The sequence below is a fragment of the Rhodococcus ruber genome (genome assembly GCF_027270735.1).
GTDB classification, from domain to species: domain Bacteria; phylum Actinomycetota; class Actinomycetes; order Mycobacteriales; family Mycobacteriaceae; genus Rhodococcoides; species Rhodococcoides rubrum_A.
The window spans coordinates 132242-145929 of record NZ_JAPWIJ010000002.1 but is presented as its reverse complement, the minus strand read 5'-3'; the positions used below and the strand labels follow the sequence as shown (position 1 = coordinate 145929).

The window sequence follows — 13688 nt, the reverse complement described above, 5'->3', positions numbered from 1 at the left end:
TCTTTCCTGTTGTTGGGGATCAGTCTTCGAGCGGGACGCCGAGATGTTCGGCGAGCCGGCGCATGGTGCCGACGATCTGGTCTTCGGTCACCCGCGGAAACCCGGCCATCTTGCGGAACTCCGGGTCGGTGACACGCGACCAGTCGTACACCTGGGTCAGGGCTGTCCGGTCGTCGGCGACCTCCTCGAGTTCCCAGGACCAGCGCGTGCCACGGGGTTCCATACCCTGGCGATTGGGGATCCAACCGATGCGCCGGTCCTGCTCGAACACGAACAAGGTGTTCTCCATGACGTACTCGCCCAGTTCCGGCTGGTACATATCCATCGCGAAGGTGTCGCCCACCGCGCGCAGCGGGGTCGGGTCGATCGCGCCGCGCAGCATGTCCGAGCCGTCGACCGCAGCCTGAACCTCGGGATTGGCGAGCGCGGTGAACACTGAGGCGGGGGGAGCGTCGATCACGCGCCGGACGGTCAACTCGTCGGTCATGGAACACGCCTTTCAGTTGTTTACGCTGGCTATGGAGTTACCCCGTGTGCGCGGAAAGAAACTCCGATTGCCGTTTTTGCCTCCCCGTCTGTTTTGCATCGCAGTGGACACAACGACGAAACACGACCGCCACGTCGCATTCGTACAGTCGCCGGGTCGGACTCCGCAAAATCCAGCTGTGGAGCAGCACCTTGTCAAGGGGTAGCCATGAGTGGAAATACCGTACGCCTGCAGGCGATCAAAGACGTCGAGGCGTATGTGCCGCCTGCGGTCAGCTTCGTGGGAGATGAGAAGCCGGGCGAGATATTCGGTGAGAACGTCTTCAGCAAGGTCGTGATGCAGAAGCGTCTGCCCAAATCGGTCTTCAAGTCCGTGATGGCGACGATCGACAAGGGTAAGAAGCTCGACCCCATGGTCGCCGACGCGGTGGCGTCGGCGATGAAGGACTGGGCCCTGGAGAAGGGCGCGACGCACTACGCCCACGTCTTCTACCCGCTCACCGGGTTGACGGCCGAGAAGCACGACAGCTTCTTCGATCCCGTCGGTGACGGCAGTGCGCTCGCCGAATTCGCAGGCAAGACGCTGATCCAGGGCGAGCCCGACGCGTCGAGCTTCCCCAACGGCGGTCTGCGCAACACGTTCGAGGCTCGTGGGTACACCGGCTGGGACGTCACCAGCCCGGCGTACGTGCTCGAGAACCCGAACGGCAATACCCTGTGCATCCCGACGGTGTTCGTCTCGATGACCGGTGAGGCCCTCGACCACAAGACGCCGTTGTTGCGTTCGCAGCAGGCGATGGGCGGACATGCCGAGCGCATCCTGAAGTTGTTCGGACACGAGAACATCGAGAACATCGTCTCGTTCTGTGGTCCTGAGCAGGAGTACTTCCTCGTCGACCGGCACTTCTTCCTGGCCCGCCCCGACCTGCTCAACGCCGGTCGTACCCTGTTCGGATCGAAGCCACCCAAGGGGCAGGAATTCGACGACCACTACTTCGGAGCCATCCCCGAGCGCGTGCTCGGCTTCATGATGGATACCGAGCGTGAGCTGTTCAAGCTCGGTATTCCGGCCAAGACCAGGCACAACGAAGTCGCCCCCGGGCAGTTCGAGATCGCGCCGATGTTCGAGCGCGGCAACATCGCAGCCGATCACCAGCAGCTGCTGATGACGACGTTCAAGACGATCGCCAAGAAGCACGGTATGGAGTGTCTGTTCCACGAGAAGCCCTTCGAGGGTGTCAACGGCTCGGGCAAGCACGTCAACTTCTCGCTCGGTAACTCCGAGCTCGGATCGCTGCTCGTTCCCGGCGACAACCCGCACGACAACGCGCAGTTCCTGGTCTTCTGCGCCGCCGTCATCCGTGCGGTGCACAAGTACGGTGGTCTGCTGCGCGCCTCGGTGGCGTCGGCGACCAACGATCACCGTCTCGGGGCCAACGAGGCTCCGCCCGCGATCATCTCGATCTTCCTCGGTGATCAGCTGGCAGACGTGTTCGATCAGATCGCCAAGGGTGCAGCCACGTCCTCGAAGGGCAAGGGCACCATGATGATCGGTGCCGACACCCTGCCCGTTCTGCCGACCGATCCCGGCGACCGCAACCGGACGAGCCCATTCGCGTTCACGGGCAACAGGTTCGAGTTCCGCGCTCCCGGCTCCATGCAGACCGTCAACGGCCCGATGGTCACGATCAATACGATCATGGCCGAGGCGCTCGATTACATGGCGACCAATCTCGAGGCCGCCGTCGCCGACGGCACCGATTTCGACACCGCCGTGCAGAACCTGCTGACGGAGATCATCACCGAACACGGTGCAGTGGTGTTCAACGGTGACGGTTACTCCGACAACTGGCAGGTCGAGGCCGAAGCACGAGGACTACCGAATCTGCGTACCACCCTCGACGCATTGCCGGAGTTGATCTCCGAGTCGGCGATGGAACTGTTCGAGAAGTACAAGGTGTTCAATCACCGAGAGATGCACTCGCGCTACGAGATCGGACTCGAGCAGTATGCGCTGACGGTGTTCGTAGAAGCGCGGTTGACGCTGGAAATGGGCCAGACGTCCATCCTGCCCGCTGCAGTGCGCTACCAGACGGAACTGGCGCAAAACGTCAGCGCGCTCAAGGGTGCAGGCGTCGAGGACGTGGACATGACTGCGCTGCACGCAGTCTCGGCTCCGCTGTCGGAGCTGCGCACAGCGTTGGCGACGTTGAAGGGCGCGCTGGAAGCCGACCCGGGCGGCGACGCTCTGGCCGAGGCCGTGCACGCCAAGGACGAACTGCTGCCCGCGATGGCGGCGGTCCGCTCGGCGGCGGACACGCTCGAGGCAATGGTGGCCGACGATCTCTGGCCGCTGCCGACGTACCAGGAGATGCTGTACATCCTGTAAGTGCGCTGTTTCCGGCGTGAGCAATCTCTCGGATCGGAATAGCTTCATGGATCTCGATCGTTCGAGTGATCAGTGGCAAAGACTGTGCACGCACTCGTGAGGAGAGAGATCCATGAAGTTGTTTTCCCCGTTGACCCTCGGTGACCTGAAGCTCGGCAACCGGCTGGTGATGGCCCCGCTCACGCGGGTTCGGTCCGGTAAGGACGGCGTGCCGGGCCCGATGGTGGTCGAGCACTACAAGCAGCGGGCGTCTTTGGGGCTCATCGTCAGCGAAGGCACCTACCCGAGCCATGCAGGCCAGGGCTTCCCAGGCCAGCCCGGTCTTGTCACGGACGAGCAGATCGAGGGTTGGCGCAACGTTGCCGACGCAGTGCACGCCGAGGGCGGATCGATCGTCGCTCAGGTGATGCATGCCGGTCGGGTTACCCACGAGGCGACGACGGGTGGCCGTGAGGTCGTCGGGCCCAGCGCCATCGCTATCGAGGGCGAGACTCACACGTACGAGGGCAAGAAGTCGTACCCCACCCCGCGCGCGTTGCGTGAGGACGAGCTGCCGTCGGTGATCGAGGACTTCGTGCAGGCGTCGAAGAACGCGATCGCGGCCGGAATGGACGGCGTGGAGATTCACGGTGCCAACGGATACCTGTTGCACGAATTCCTCTCGCCGGCATCGAACCAGCGAGACGACAAGTACGGCGGCTCACCCGAGAACCGTGCGCGCTTCGTCGCCGAGGTCGTCGAGGCAGTGGTCGCAGCCCTGGGCGCAGGCAAGGTGGGAATTCGTATCTCACCCGAGCACAACATTCAGGATGCCCTCGAGACGGACGCCGACGACGTGCGTGCCACCTACCGCGCGTTGGTCGACCGAATCGCACCGTTGGGTCTGGCGTATCTCAGTGTGCTGCACAAGGATCCGGCCGGTGAGCTGGTTCAGGATCTGCGGCAGGCCTTCGGCGGCTCCGTGCTGGTCAACAGTGGCTTCGGTGAGATCACCAGCCGTGACGAGGCTCTGTCGCTGCTCGACAACGGCATCGGTGACGCCATCGTCGTCGGCCGTCCGGCGATCGCCAACCCCGACCTCGCCTACCGCTGGCGCGAGAATCTGCCCCTGAACGAGCCGGATCCGAGCACCTTCTACACCGATGGTGCCACGGGCTACACGGACTACCCGGCCCTGCAGCACTAAGTGCTTCGCAGTGGTGTGATTGAGTGCCCCAGAGGGCACTCAACCACACCACTGCGCGGAGCGCGCTCAGAAGTCGGCGGTCTTGCGGGCCCTGATCTTGCTGACGATCGAGAACACCACGGCGATGACCATCAGTGCGTAGAGCACGATGGTGATGCCGCTGCTGACCAGGATCGACGGGTCGCCCTCGCTGACGGCCAGTGCACGTCTGAGGGATTCCTCGGCGAGCGGGCCCAGGATCACCGCGATCAACACCGGTGCGAGTGGAATCTCGTAGCGACGCATCATGAATCCGACGATGCCGAGCCCGAGCATGAAGATCAGATCCACGATCGACGCACTGGACGCGTAGACGCCGAGGGCAGCGAACACCGAGATTCCGGCGTAGAGGTAGTTCTTGGGGATCTTCAGCAGCTGGGCCCACAACGGTGCGAACGGCAGGTTGAGGATCAGCAGCACGATCATCGCCAGGAAGAGGCTGGCCAGCAGAGCCCAGACGATGTCTCCGCTGCGCTCGAACAGGAGCGGTCCGGGTTGCATGCCGTACTGCTGGAAGGCCGCCAGCATGATCGCGGCCGTCGCCGACGTCGGCAGCCCCAAGGCCAGTAGCGCGCCCATTGCTGTTCCGGCTGTGGAGTTTCCAGCTGCCTCGGGCCCTGCCACGCCACGAATGGCACCCTTGCCGAACATCGGCTTCTCGCGTTTACGATCGAGCCTGCGTTCGGTACCGTAGGCCAGGAAGCTCGGCACCTCGGCACCGCCCGCCGGTATGACGCCGAACGGCACACCGAATGCCGTGCCGCGCAGCCAGGCCGGGAGTGCTTCGCGGAATTCGGCCTTACTCAGCCACGGTCGCCCCTGCGACTTGATCAACGACCGATCCTCGGGCCGCCCGATCTTCGACGCGATGTGGATCACTTCACCGAGGGCGAGCATCGCCACGGTGATGACGACGATGTGGATGCCGTCGAACAGGGCCGGCACCTCGAAGGTGAATCGTGAAGCGCCCGAGGGTCCGTCGATACCGATCACGGCCAGGGTGAGGCCGATGAGCAGGGCGGTCAGACCCTTGAGGGCCGAGTCCGACACCACTGCCGACGTCGCGATGAACGCGAACACCGCCAGGGCGAGATATTCGGCGGGTCCGAAGTTGGTCGCCAATGCCGCAAGTGTCGGGGCAAAGAACACGACCAGGGTCGTGGCGATCATGCCACCGATGAACGACGCGATGGCCGAGGTCGCCAAAGCCTGTGGGGCGCGGCCGTTCTTGGCCATTCGATGCCCCTCGAACGTACCGGCGATGGCGGTGCTGTTGCCGGGGGTGTTCATCAGAATGCCCGAGATCGAATCGCCGAACAGGCCGCCGAAATACACTCCGGCGAACATGATCAGGGCAGCGGTGGGGTCGAGGGTGAAGGTGACCGGCAGCAGCAGGGCCACCGCCATGGCAGAGCCGAGACCGGGCAGGACGCCCACGGCGGTGCCGAGCAACGCGCCGACGAACACCCACACCAGGTTCATCGGAGTCAGCGCGGTGCCGAACCCGTCGAGAAGATTGCTCAATGAATCCATCGGAAATTCAGCTCCGTCAGAAGATCTGGGCGAGGACGCCGCCGGGCAAGGTCAGGCCGAGGCCCGCGGAGAATACGATCTGAACGGCGCTCGAGACCAGCAGTGCGACTGCCGCGTCGAACACGTAACGGCGACCACCCAATCCGATCGAGACGCCCCAGAACAGCAACGCTCCGGCGAGTACCCAGCCGAGCGGGTCGAGCAGGGCGATGAACAAGGCCACCGATCCGACGGTGATCGACAGGGTGCGCCAATTGCTCACGGTGCCGGTGTGCGGCTTACCGTCGGCGTCGACCCCGCGGTCGATCACGTCGGGCTTGACCATCAGTTGGATGGTGATCAACAGCGCGACCACGAAGCAGCCGCCGGCGACGATGGCCGGAAAGACCTGCGGGCCAGGTGAAGTGGCGGTCGGCGGAACCTGCATCGTGACGGTTCCGTAGACCAGGAACACTCCAAGTGCGACGAGCAGCGCCGGAACGATCAATCCGCTACGGCCGGTCCAGAAAGACCGGGACGTGTCGGTGTCGGTGGTCGTTGTTGTTGTCATACCAGCCCCAACTCCTCGAGAATTCCGGTGATGCGTGCCTGTTCGACGTCGAGGAACTCTCCGAACTCGTCTCCCGTCACCACCGACTCTTTCCAACGGTTGCGTTCGACGGCCGTTGCCCACTGCTCGGTGTCGACCATCTCGGTGACGATGTCGACGAGAGTCTGTCGGTCCTCGTCCGAGATTCCAGGCGGCGCAACGATTCCGCGCCAGTTCACGAGGTCGACGTTGTAACCCTGTTCGATGAACGTGTCCACGTCGAATCCCTCGAGCGGCTCGGGCGCGGCCACCGCGAGTGCACGCACGTTGCCTGCCTCGATCTGGTCGCGGAAGTCGTTGAACCCACTGACCGCGACGCCGACGGTGTTCGACAGCAGCGACGTCAGCACCTCGCCGCCGCCGGAGTAGGCGATGTAATTGATTGCGGCCGGATCGATGTCGGCTTCCTGGGCCAATTGACCCGCCACGATGTGATCGATGCCGCCGAGCGACCCGCCGCCGATCGGCAGGCCACCGGGGTTCGCTCGCCAGGCCTCGATCATGTCCTCGAGATTCTGGATCGGCGAGTCCTTCGGGACGACGAACACCTCGAAGTCCTCGGCGAGTTTGGCGATCGGAACGGTGTCGGCGAGGGTGGTCTCGGAGTTGTTGATCGCGATGCCGCCCAGCATCACGGTGCCGGTGATCATGACGGTGGTGGGCTGACCGCTGAGGTTCTCGAGTTGGCTCAGACCGATGGTGCCGCCTGCACCGGGGACGTTGACGACCTGGGCGTTGTTGACGATGCCATCGCTGCGCAGCGCTTGCTGCGACTCGCGGGCGACCAGATCCCAGCCGCCGCCCGCAGCAGCCGGAGCGATCAGTGTCAGTTTGGCTCGGGCATCGGAGCCGCTGGCACTGCGAGCGGCATCGATACCCGCCACGGTCACCGCTCCCACCACCGCCAGGGCGCCGACTGTTCTAAACAATGTGGGCGGTATCGCCATCAGAGACCTTTCGTGTGGTGTGTCACAGCGTCAGGTTAGATACAGTTTGTCCGATTAGTCCAGTTCACAACGTCGAGGGCAATCCTCGGTGGATTCGAGCAACGGGAGAGACCGTGTCTTCAGCGAACACAGCGGTAGCGAGTGCAGTGGCAGTAGCGATGAGCAACACCCCTGAGGGGCAGGAGGCGCTGCGACGTGGTGCCGCAGAGGCCGAGCTCCGTCAGGCCCAGCTGATCGTGTTGTCCGTGGTGGACCGCGATTCCGTGTCGGCGGAGGACCGCAGCGCGGCGCAGGCCGAGGTGGAGCGGACGCTGCCGGGAGCGGCCACGACCGTGCGCGTCGAACCCGATGGTGGAGACCCGGCCGGCGCTCTGGTCGATCTCGTTGCCGACGTCGGTGCGGGCATGGTCGTCATCGGCTCCAAGCGTCGATCCGCTGTGGGCAAGTTCCTGATGGGCAGCACGGTTCAGCGAGTGTTGCTGGACTGCCCGGTTCCCGTCCTCGTCGTGAAGGCACCGTGACCCGGTAGTATCGGACAAACTTCACATCACACGACCCCGAGGAATCATGGACAGCGATAAACCCGGGCCGGACACGGCTCCCCGCACCACAGCTACTACGTGCGAGGCGGTGTCCGGCGAATGAGCGTTCTGCTCACTCTTCTGCTCGGCCTGCTCGTCGTTTTTCTCATCACCGTCGCAACCGGCTACTTCGTAGCTCAGGAATTCGCGTACATGACCGTCGACCGGTCCCGGCTCAAGGCGCGTGCCGAGGCCGGCGACGCCGTCGCGGCTCGTACGTTGACCGTCACCAAGCGCACGTCGTTCATGCTCTCGGGTGCGCAGCTGGGCATCACGGTCACCGGACTGCTGGTCGGCTACGTCGCCGAACCGCTGATCGGCCAGTCGTTCGGCGCGATACTGGGCGGCGTCGGTGTTCCGACAGCTGTCGGTGTCGGACTGGGTGCCGTTCTTGCGATCACGTTCGCGACGTTCGTACAGATGCTCTTCGGCGAACTGTTCCCGAAGAACTTCGCCATCGCCCGCCCGGAGCCGGTGGCCCGATGGCTCTCGCTCTCGACGACCATCTACCTCAAGCTCTTCGGCTGGTTGATCACCATCTTCGATCAGTCGTCGAATCTGCTGCTCAAGGCGCTGAAGATCGAACCCGTGCACGACGTGGAGCACTCGGCGAATCCGCGCGACCTCGAACACATCGTCTCGGATTCCCGTGAAACCGGCGACCTGCCCGAGGAGTTGTCGACTCTTCTCGATCGCATTCTCGACTTCCCGACGCGCAACGTCGAACATGCCATGATCCCGCGTTCACGAGCCGCAACGGTGCGCGACACCGACACCCTCGGTGAGGTGAAAGCGCTGATGGGACAGGAGCATTCCCGGTATCCGGTGCTCGACGAGGACGACGGAATAGTCGGCGTCGTGCACCTGCACGACGTGCTGGGCTCCGTCGAGCCCGATTCGACGCCGATCTCCGGTCTCACCCGCGATGCACTGATTCTGCCCGAGATGCAGAGCCTGCCCGACGCGATGCGCGAGCTGCGGGCGACACGGAACCAATTGGCCTGTGTCATAGACGAATACGGCGGCCTCACCGGCGTGATCACCATCGAGGACCTGGCCGAGGAACTCGTCGGTGAAATCACCGACGAGCACGACGACGGCGTACTCGACCCGAGCCCGGTCAGCGGCGACGACGGCAGCTGGACGATGGCAGGGGAGGTGCACGTCGACGAGGTCGAGCGCGCGATCGGGGTGGATCTGCCCGACGGGGACTACGAGACCATCGCCGGATTCGCCATCGCGCATCATGGTTCGCTGCCCGACGTCGGTACCCGCATCGAGGTGGATCTCCCACCGGACAACGCAGATCTGGCCAACGACGACGAGACGCCGATTCGATTCGTCACGATCGAGGTGCAGGAGATCGACAGTCACGTGCCGTCACTACTCACCCTCACCATCGACGAGCGGGCAACCGAGCGCGACGAGAATTCGGCCGAGTCCGACATTGCAGGAGCACACCGATGAGCAACCTCTGGGTCTTTCTGGCCGTCACCATCGGTCTCATCGCTGCGAGCGCCTTCTTCGTCGCTGTCGAGTTCGCTCTGCTCGCGGCCAAGCGGCATCGCCTCGAAGATGCTGCACCGAACTCGCGATCCGCTCGGGCCGCGCTGCGCAGTTCCTCGGAGCTGACGGTGCTGCTCGCCGGATCGCAGCTCGGTATCACTGTGTGCACCCTCGCCCTCGGTGCGACGACCAAACCGGCGGTGCACTACTGGCTCACACCGCTTTTCGAGGGCATCGGCCTGCCGTATTGGTTCGCCGACGTACTGGGATTCGTCCTCGCGCTGATCGTCGTCACGTTCCTGCACTTGGTTGTCGGCGAGATGGCTCCCAAGTCGTGGGCCATCGCGCATCCGGAGAAGTCGGCCACGATGCTCGCGCTTCCCATGCGTGGATTCATGTTCGTCACGCGGCCGGTTCTCACGATCTTGAACAACATGGCCAACTGGTGCCTACGCAAAGTCGGCGTGGAGCCGGCCGACCAGGTGGGGTCCGGGCAGAACGCGGACGATCTCCGTCAGCTCGTCGAGCACTCGGTCAACGTCGGTGCACTCGACGCCAGCTACCAGGCGCAGATTTCGGGAGCGCTGGAACTGCAGGATCTCACCGTCGGCGATCTGGTTGTCGGGAGCGGAACACCGACCTCGGTGTCGTCGTCGGCCTCGATCGACGACGTGCGGGAGGCGTCACGGATCAGTGGACATCTTCGCATCCTCGTCAGCGACAAGGACGTGGTGAAAGGTGTTGTACACGTGCGAGACACGTTGACCGATCCCGAGAATCTGGCCGAGATCACGCGTCCGGCGTACACGCTGGAGTCCACCACGCCGGTGTACGTGGCGCTCGCGTCGATGCGCGAGACGCGGCACCATCTGGCACTGGTGGTGGATGCTTCGGTGGGGGTAGGTGACACCGAGCGGACTATCGGCGTGGTGACGCTGTCGGATGTGCTGACGCGGCTTCTGCCCGAACCCGTCTGACTCGGTTCCGGCTTTCGAAACGAGATATCCCCGACCGGCCTACACGGCCGATCGGGGATATCTCTGTCGTATCGAGCCCGAGTACTCAGATCGGGGCGACGACCAACAGGTGTGCCCAGTACGACGCGACGTCGTGGCCGAGCTGGGGGAGCAGCACGTCGTAGAGCAGGTAGGACATCATTGCCGTCGAACTCCTTGTTCAGCGGGTCGTTGCCGACTCGCATACCGAGACTTGTAGGTCATTGAGACTGTAGATGACCCGGCCTTCGGCGGCATCCATATCGCCTACTCGCGTGCGTTGCTCGGAACGTGTCAGCCGATGCAGCCCTGAAGCGTGGTGAAGCTACCCGCGATTCCGGCACCGTTGCATACTGCGCCGTCAGGGGTGAGCGTGATGGTGGAGCCCGGTGCGGCCACCGCGATGGAGAGTCCGAGGCCCGCGGCAGTGTTCTGTGCAACCGCGCCGGGGCCGAAGGCGATCGCCGCGGGCGCGCCGCCGAAACTGCCGTTGCTGACGGCAGTTCCGCCGTTCAGTCCGAGCGCCAGAGCGGCCGCATTGTTCATGGCCTCCGCCGAGCCCCAACCCTCGAGGCCGAATCCTGCGGCCGCGCTGGCACCGTCTGCGGAGCTGTCGCACTGTGATCCTTCGACGAGCGCAGCGATGTCGCCACCTCCTGGGGCTGTGGTGCAGGCGACCGGTGCAGCCGATGCCGTGCCGGGCACCAGGGCCGCGAAGGTACAGGCGAATCCGAGTGCTGCCGCTCCGCCGAGAATTCTCTTGATGTGGAACATGGTGAATGCCTCCCGAGATCGATGCGTCGGCACCGGTGCGCCGAGCGTGATGGTCGCTGGGCCATTGTTGCTGGGGACCCGACTCCCTGACATCGAGTCTCGACCTGCTCGGGCGCGGTGCGGGTTCGTCGACATCTCGAAAACGTCTCGGTGAAATAACGCTGAGGTAACGCAACGTGGAGCGCGGTCGGTCCCTACGATTGCCTCATGATCGGACGCATCGACGAGGTCGTTTTCGACTGCGCAGAGCCGGCATTGCTGGCGCAATTCTGGGCGGGGGTGCTCGGCGGGATGCCGGCGGCGCGCGACGACGCATGGCACTTCGTGGACGTTCCCGGGTTCACCCGACTGGCGTTCCAGCGAGTATCCGAGGGCAAAGTCGGCAAGAACCGACTTCATCTCGACGTCGACGTACCGAGCATCGACAGTGCCGTCGAGCAGGCGGTAGCCCTGGGTGCGACAGTGCTCGGCGACCGGCACTCCGACGCGGCCGGATCCTTTCAGGTACTCCTCGACCCCGAGGGCAACGAGTGGTGTTTGGTGACTCCGCCCAGCTGATCAGCGTGCGTCGTGCTGGGTGCGTGATTCGAGGACGAGCGGCATGTTGCCCTCGATGAGTTCGATGAGGTCGCTCAAGCGGGTGCCGACGTCGCGTCCCAGCGGGGTGAGGCTGTACTCCACTTTGGGTGGGATGGTCCCCCGCACTGTGCGCACCACGAGGCCGTCACGCTTGAGCGTCTGCAGGGTCTGCGACAGCATGCGTTCACTGACGCCGTCGACGCGTCGGCGCAATGCGTTGAAGCGATAGTCGCCTTCGGTGAGTGCCGCCAGGGCCAGGACTCCCCACCTGCTCGTGGCATTCTGCAGGGTCTGTCGCGACGCGCAGTCCCGCGCGAAGACGGACGCTTCGAGGGAGTCGGCGGAATCGGGCATATGGCAATGCTAGCGCATGCCGAAACGTCAGTGATTACCATCGCGGTTGCACTGCACAAAAAGTAAGTGCATGATGAGTTGGAACTTGAAACCTCAACCCCGAGACACGCAGGAGTCGGCATGACCACAGCAGTAACCGGAGCAACGGGCAACCTCGGCGGACTCGTCGTCGACGCACTCATCACACGCGGCGTCGCACCCGGCGATATCGTGGCCGTCGTCCGTGACGCGGACAAGGCCGCGCAGCTGGCCGAACGCGGCGTCGTAATTCGGGTTGCCGACTACAGCGACACTGCTGCCCTGACATCTGCATTCGCAGGCGTGGACAAGGTGCTGCTGATTTCGGGATCCGAGGTGGGGCAGCGAATCGCGCAGCACAACAACGTGATCGACGCCGCAGAAGCGGCGGGGGTAAGCCTCATCGCGTACACCAGCTTGCTCGCCGCAGACACGTCCGGAGTGAGCCTGGCCCCCGAACACAAGGCGACCGAGGAGCGCCTCACCGCGTCGGCGATCCCCGCGGTCTTCCTGCGCAACGGTTGGTACTGGGAGAACTACCTCGGCTCGCTCGCCCAGACCGTCGAGGGTGGGGTTCTGCTCGGCGCAGCGGGGAACGGCAAGATCGCGGCAGCATCGCGAGCGGACTACGCAGAAGCTGCTGCCGCCGTGCTGACCCAGGACGATCAGGGCGGCAAGATCTACGAGCTCGGTGGCGACGAGCGCCTGACCTACGCCGATCTGGCGGCCGTCATCGGTGAGGTCTCCGGCAAGCCGGTGGTCTACAAGGATGTGCCGGAGTCCGAGTACGCCGCAATTCTCGAGGGTGCCGGTCTGCCCGATTTCGTGGCGACCATGCTCGCCAGTGCCGACGCCGGCATCTCGCGAGGCGAACTCGACACCGACTCCGGTGACCTGCAGACCTTGACCGGTCGAGCATCCACTCCCGTGGCCGAGGTGCTCCGCGCCGCGATGTGATGGGTGTGCCGGGGACTGCGCCGCTACTTGTAGCGTGAGCGCGGTGAATCAGACGAAGACCCGCACCCTGTTCCTGGCCGCCTCCGCATCGCTCGTTCTCCTGACGGGTGCGTGCAGTTCGGATTCGGACAGCTCGTCCCCGGCGACGACGACGTCCGCCTCTGCGTCCGCCTCGGCCGAGGCAGCATCGACCGGAACCTGCCCCACGGCAGCCCCCGACTCGGCGGCAACCCCCGAGTGGACGCTGGCCGGAGACACCGGCAGCATCGCCGTCGTCGGATCCACGGACACGGCGGCACCGGCGGTCACGGTCGAGGCCCCGTTCAGCGTCGCCGAGACACAGGTGAAGACACTGACGGTCGGGGACGGTCCGGTCATCGCGGACGACGCCGAGGTATCCGTGTGCTACCTGGGCGTCAACGGACGCGACGGGGAGACATTCGACAGCAGCTACGAGGGCACCGGGGCTCCGGTCGACTTCCCGCTGAACGGTGTGGTGGCGGGCTTCCAGAAAGCAATCGCCGGGCAGACCGTCGGCTCGACAGTCGCCGTTGCGGTCACGTCGGCCGACGGCTACCCGAGCGGCCAGCCGCAGGCAGGAATCGAACCGGGAGACAGCTTGATCTTCGCGATTGCGATCCTGTCCGCGAGCTGAGTGCCTGCGGCAGTGGCGTGGTTCTGTCTCTGGGTCGTTCCGCGGGCTCCACTCCCGCGTGCCCTCTGCGGCACATAACCACGCCACTGCGGCTCCGCCG

General features: G+C 64.5%; 14 protein-coding genes. 8 read left to right on the top strand and 6 right to left on the bottom strand.

The window, feature by feature from the left end; all coding sequences use genetic code 11:
- Window positions 1-19: 19 nt before the first annotated feature.
- On the bottom strand, window positions 20-487 hold the full coding sequence (locus O4220_RS04380; protein WP_269602395.1) for a polyketide cyclase: 468 nt from the start codon (window positions 485-487) through the stop codon (window positions 20-22).
- A gap of 207 nt (window positions 488-694) precedes the next feature.
- Between O4220_RS04380 and O4220_RS04375 the strand changes: the two genes are divergently transcribed.
- Together O4220_RS04375 and O4220_RS04370 are read left to right on the top strand one after the other, a co-directional pair.
- Complete coding sequence (locus O4220_RS04375; RefSeq protein WP_269602394.1) at window positions 695-2875, top strand: glutamine synthetase III; 2181 nt, start codon at window positions 695-697, stop codon at window positions 2873-2875.
- A 112-nt stretch (window positions 2876-2987) separates the two neighbouring features.
- Window positions 2988-4061 (top strand): alkene reductase, encoded by a 1074-nt coding sequence (locus O4220_RS04370; RefSeq protein WP_269602393.1) that lies wholly within the window; start codon window positions 2988-2990, stop codon window positions 4059-4061.
- Window positions 4062-4127: 66 nt separating this feature from the next.
- On the opposite strand, the gene O4220_RS04365 is transcribed toward O4220_RS04370, so the two are convergent.
- Genes O4220_RS04365 through O4220_RS04355 form a run of 3 tightly spaced genes read right to left on the bottom strand, consistent with a single transcriptional unit; the run spans window position 4128 to window position 7169 of the window.
- Window positions 4128-5633, bottom strand: a complete 1506-nt coding sequence (locus O4220_RS04365; RefSeq protein WP_269602392.1) for a tripartite tricarboxylate transporter permease — start codon at window positions 5631-5633, stop codon at window positions 4128-4130.
- Between the two features lie 16 nt (window positions 5634-5649).
- Window positions 5650-6183, bottom strand: a complete 534-nt coding sequence (locus tag O4220_RS04360) for a tripartite tricarboxylate transporter TctB family protein (protein WP_269602391.1) — start codon at window positions 6181-6183, stop codon at window positions 5650-5652.
- Window positions 6180-7169: a Bug family tripartite tricarboxylate transporter substrate binding protein gene (locus O4220_RS04355; protein ID WP_269602389.1), complete on the bottom strand. Its 990-nt coding sequence runs from the start codon at window positions 7167-7169 to the stop codon at window positions 6180-6182. Before O4220_RS04355 ends, O4220_RS04360 begins: the two co-directional genes overlap by 4 nt.
- Before the next feature lie 113 nt (window positions 7170-7282).
- Between O4220_RS04355 and O4220_RS04350 the strand changes: the two genes are divergently transcribed.
- From O4220_RS04350 to O4220_RS04340, 3 genes are all read left to right on the top strand, one after another.
- Entirely contained in the window at window positions 7283-7690 is a 408-nt protein-coding gene (locus tag O4220_RS04350; RefSeq protein WP_269602388.1) for a universal stress protein, read from the top strand.
- A gap of 120 nt (window positions 7691-7810) precedes the next feature.
- Window positions 7811-9217, top strand: a complete 1407-nt coding sequence (locus tag O4220_RS04345) for a hemolysin family protein (protein WP_269602387.1) — start codon at window positions 7811-7813, stop codon at window positions 9215-9217.
- Window positions 9214-10233 (top strand): hemolysin family protein, encoded by a 1020-nt coding sequence (locus O4220_RS04340; protein ID WP_269602386.1) that lies wholly within the window; start codon window positions 9214-9216, stop codon window positions 10231-10233. The genes O4220_RS04345 and O4220_RS04340 overlap by 4 nt, the downstream gene beginning before the upstream one ends.
- Before the next feature lie 312 nt (window positions 10234-10545).
- On the opposite strand, the gene O4220_RS04335 is transcribed toward O4220_RS04340, so the two are convergent.
- Window positions 10546-11118: a DUF6764 family protein gene (locus tag O4220_RS04335; RefSeq protein ID WP_269602384.1), complete on the bottom strand. Its 573-nt coding sequence runs from the start codon at window positions 11116-11118 to the stop codon at window positions 10546-10548.
- 114 nt (window positions 11119-11232) lie between these two features.
- On the opposite strand from O4220_RS04335, the gene O4220_RS04330 reads away from it, so the two are divergent.
- Window positions 11233-11583 (top strand): VOC family protein, encoded by a 351-nt coding sequence (locus O4220_RS04330; protein WP_269602383.1) that lies wholly within the window; start codon window positions 11233-11235, stop codon window positions 11581-11583.
- Here O4220_RS04330 and O4220_RS04325 read toward each other — a convergent pair whose 3' ends face one another.
- Window positions 11584-11958, bottom strand: a complete 375-nt coding sequence (locus O4220_RS04325; RefSeq protein WP_269602381.1) for a winged helix-turn-helix transcriptional regulator — start codon at window positions 11956-11958, stop codon at window positions 11584-11586.
- A 120-nt stretch (window positions 11959-12078) separates the two neighbouring features.
- Here O4220_RS04325 and O4220_RS04320 point away from each other — a divergent pair, with 120 nt between their 5' ends.
- Complete coding sequence (locus O4220_RS04320; protein WP_269602380.1) at window positions 12079-12933, top strand: SDR family oxidoreductase; 855 nt, start codon at window positions 12079-12081, stop codon at window positions 12931-12933.
- Window positions 12934-12967: 34 nt separating this feature from the next.
- The gene (locus O4220_RS04315; protein ID WP_269602379.1) at window positions 12968-13588 is read left to right on the top strand and encodes an FKBP-type peptidyl-prolyl cis-trans isomerase; all 621 of its coding nucleotides are present in this window, start codon (window positions 12968-12970) and stop codon (window positions 13586-13588) included.
- Window positions 13589-13688: the final 100 nt, after the last annotated feature.

What these genes read in the sequence shown, in the direction of transcription:
- O4220_RS04380 (WP_269602395.1), bottom strand. Translation starts at nt 487, where the DNA reads ATGACCGACGAGTTGACCGTCCGGCGCGTGATCGACGCTCCCCCCGCC.
- O4220_RS04375 (WP_269602394.1), top strand. Translation starts at nt 695, where the DNA reads ATGAGTGGAAATACCGTACGCCTGCAGGCGATCAAAGACGTCGAGGCG.
- O4220_RS04370 (WP_269602393.1), top strand. Translation starts at nt 2,988, where the DNA reads ATGAAGTTGTTTTCCCCGTTGACCCTCGGTGACCTGAAGCTCGGCAAC.
- O4220_RS04365 (WP_269602392.1), bottom strand. Translation starts at nt 5,633, where the DNA reads ATGGATTCATTGAGCAATCTTCTCGACGGGTTCGGCACCGCGCTGACT.
- O4220_RS04360 (WP_269602391.1), bottom strand. Translation starts at nt 6,183, where the DNA reads ATGACAACAACAACGACCACCGACACCGACACGTCCCGGTCTTTCTGG.
- O4220_RS04355 (WP_269602389.1), bottom strand. Translation starts at nt 7,169, where the DNA reads ATGGCGATACCGCCCACATTGTTTAGAACAGTCGGCGCCCTGGCGGTG.
- O4220_RS04345 (WP_269602387.1), top strand. Translation starts at nt 7,811, where the DNA reads ATGAGCGTTCTGCTCACTCTTCTGCTCGGCCTGCTCGTCGTTTTTCTC.
- O4220_RS04340 (WP_269602386.1), top strand. Translation starts at nt 9,214, where the DNA reads ATGAGCAACCTCTGGGTCTTTCTGGCCGTCACCATCGGTCTCATCGCT.
- O4220_RS04335 (WP_269602384.1), bottom strand. Translation starts at nt 11,118, where the DNA reads ATGTCAGGGAGTCGGGTCCCCAGCAACAATGGCCCAGCGACCATCACG.
- O4220_RS04330 (WP_269602383.1), top strand. Translation starts at nt 11,233, where the DNA reads ATGATCGGACGCATCGACGAGGTCGTTTTCGACTGCGCAGAGCCGGCA.
- O4220_RS04325 (WP_269602381.1), bottom strand. Translation starts at nt 11,958, where the DNA reads ATGCCCGATTCCGCCGACTCCCTCGAAGCGTCCGTCTTCGCGCGGGAC.
- O4220_RS04320 (WP_269602380.1), top strand. Translation starts at nt 12,079, where the DNA reads ATGACCACAGCAGTAACCGGAGCAACGGGCAACCTCGGCGGACTCGTC.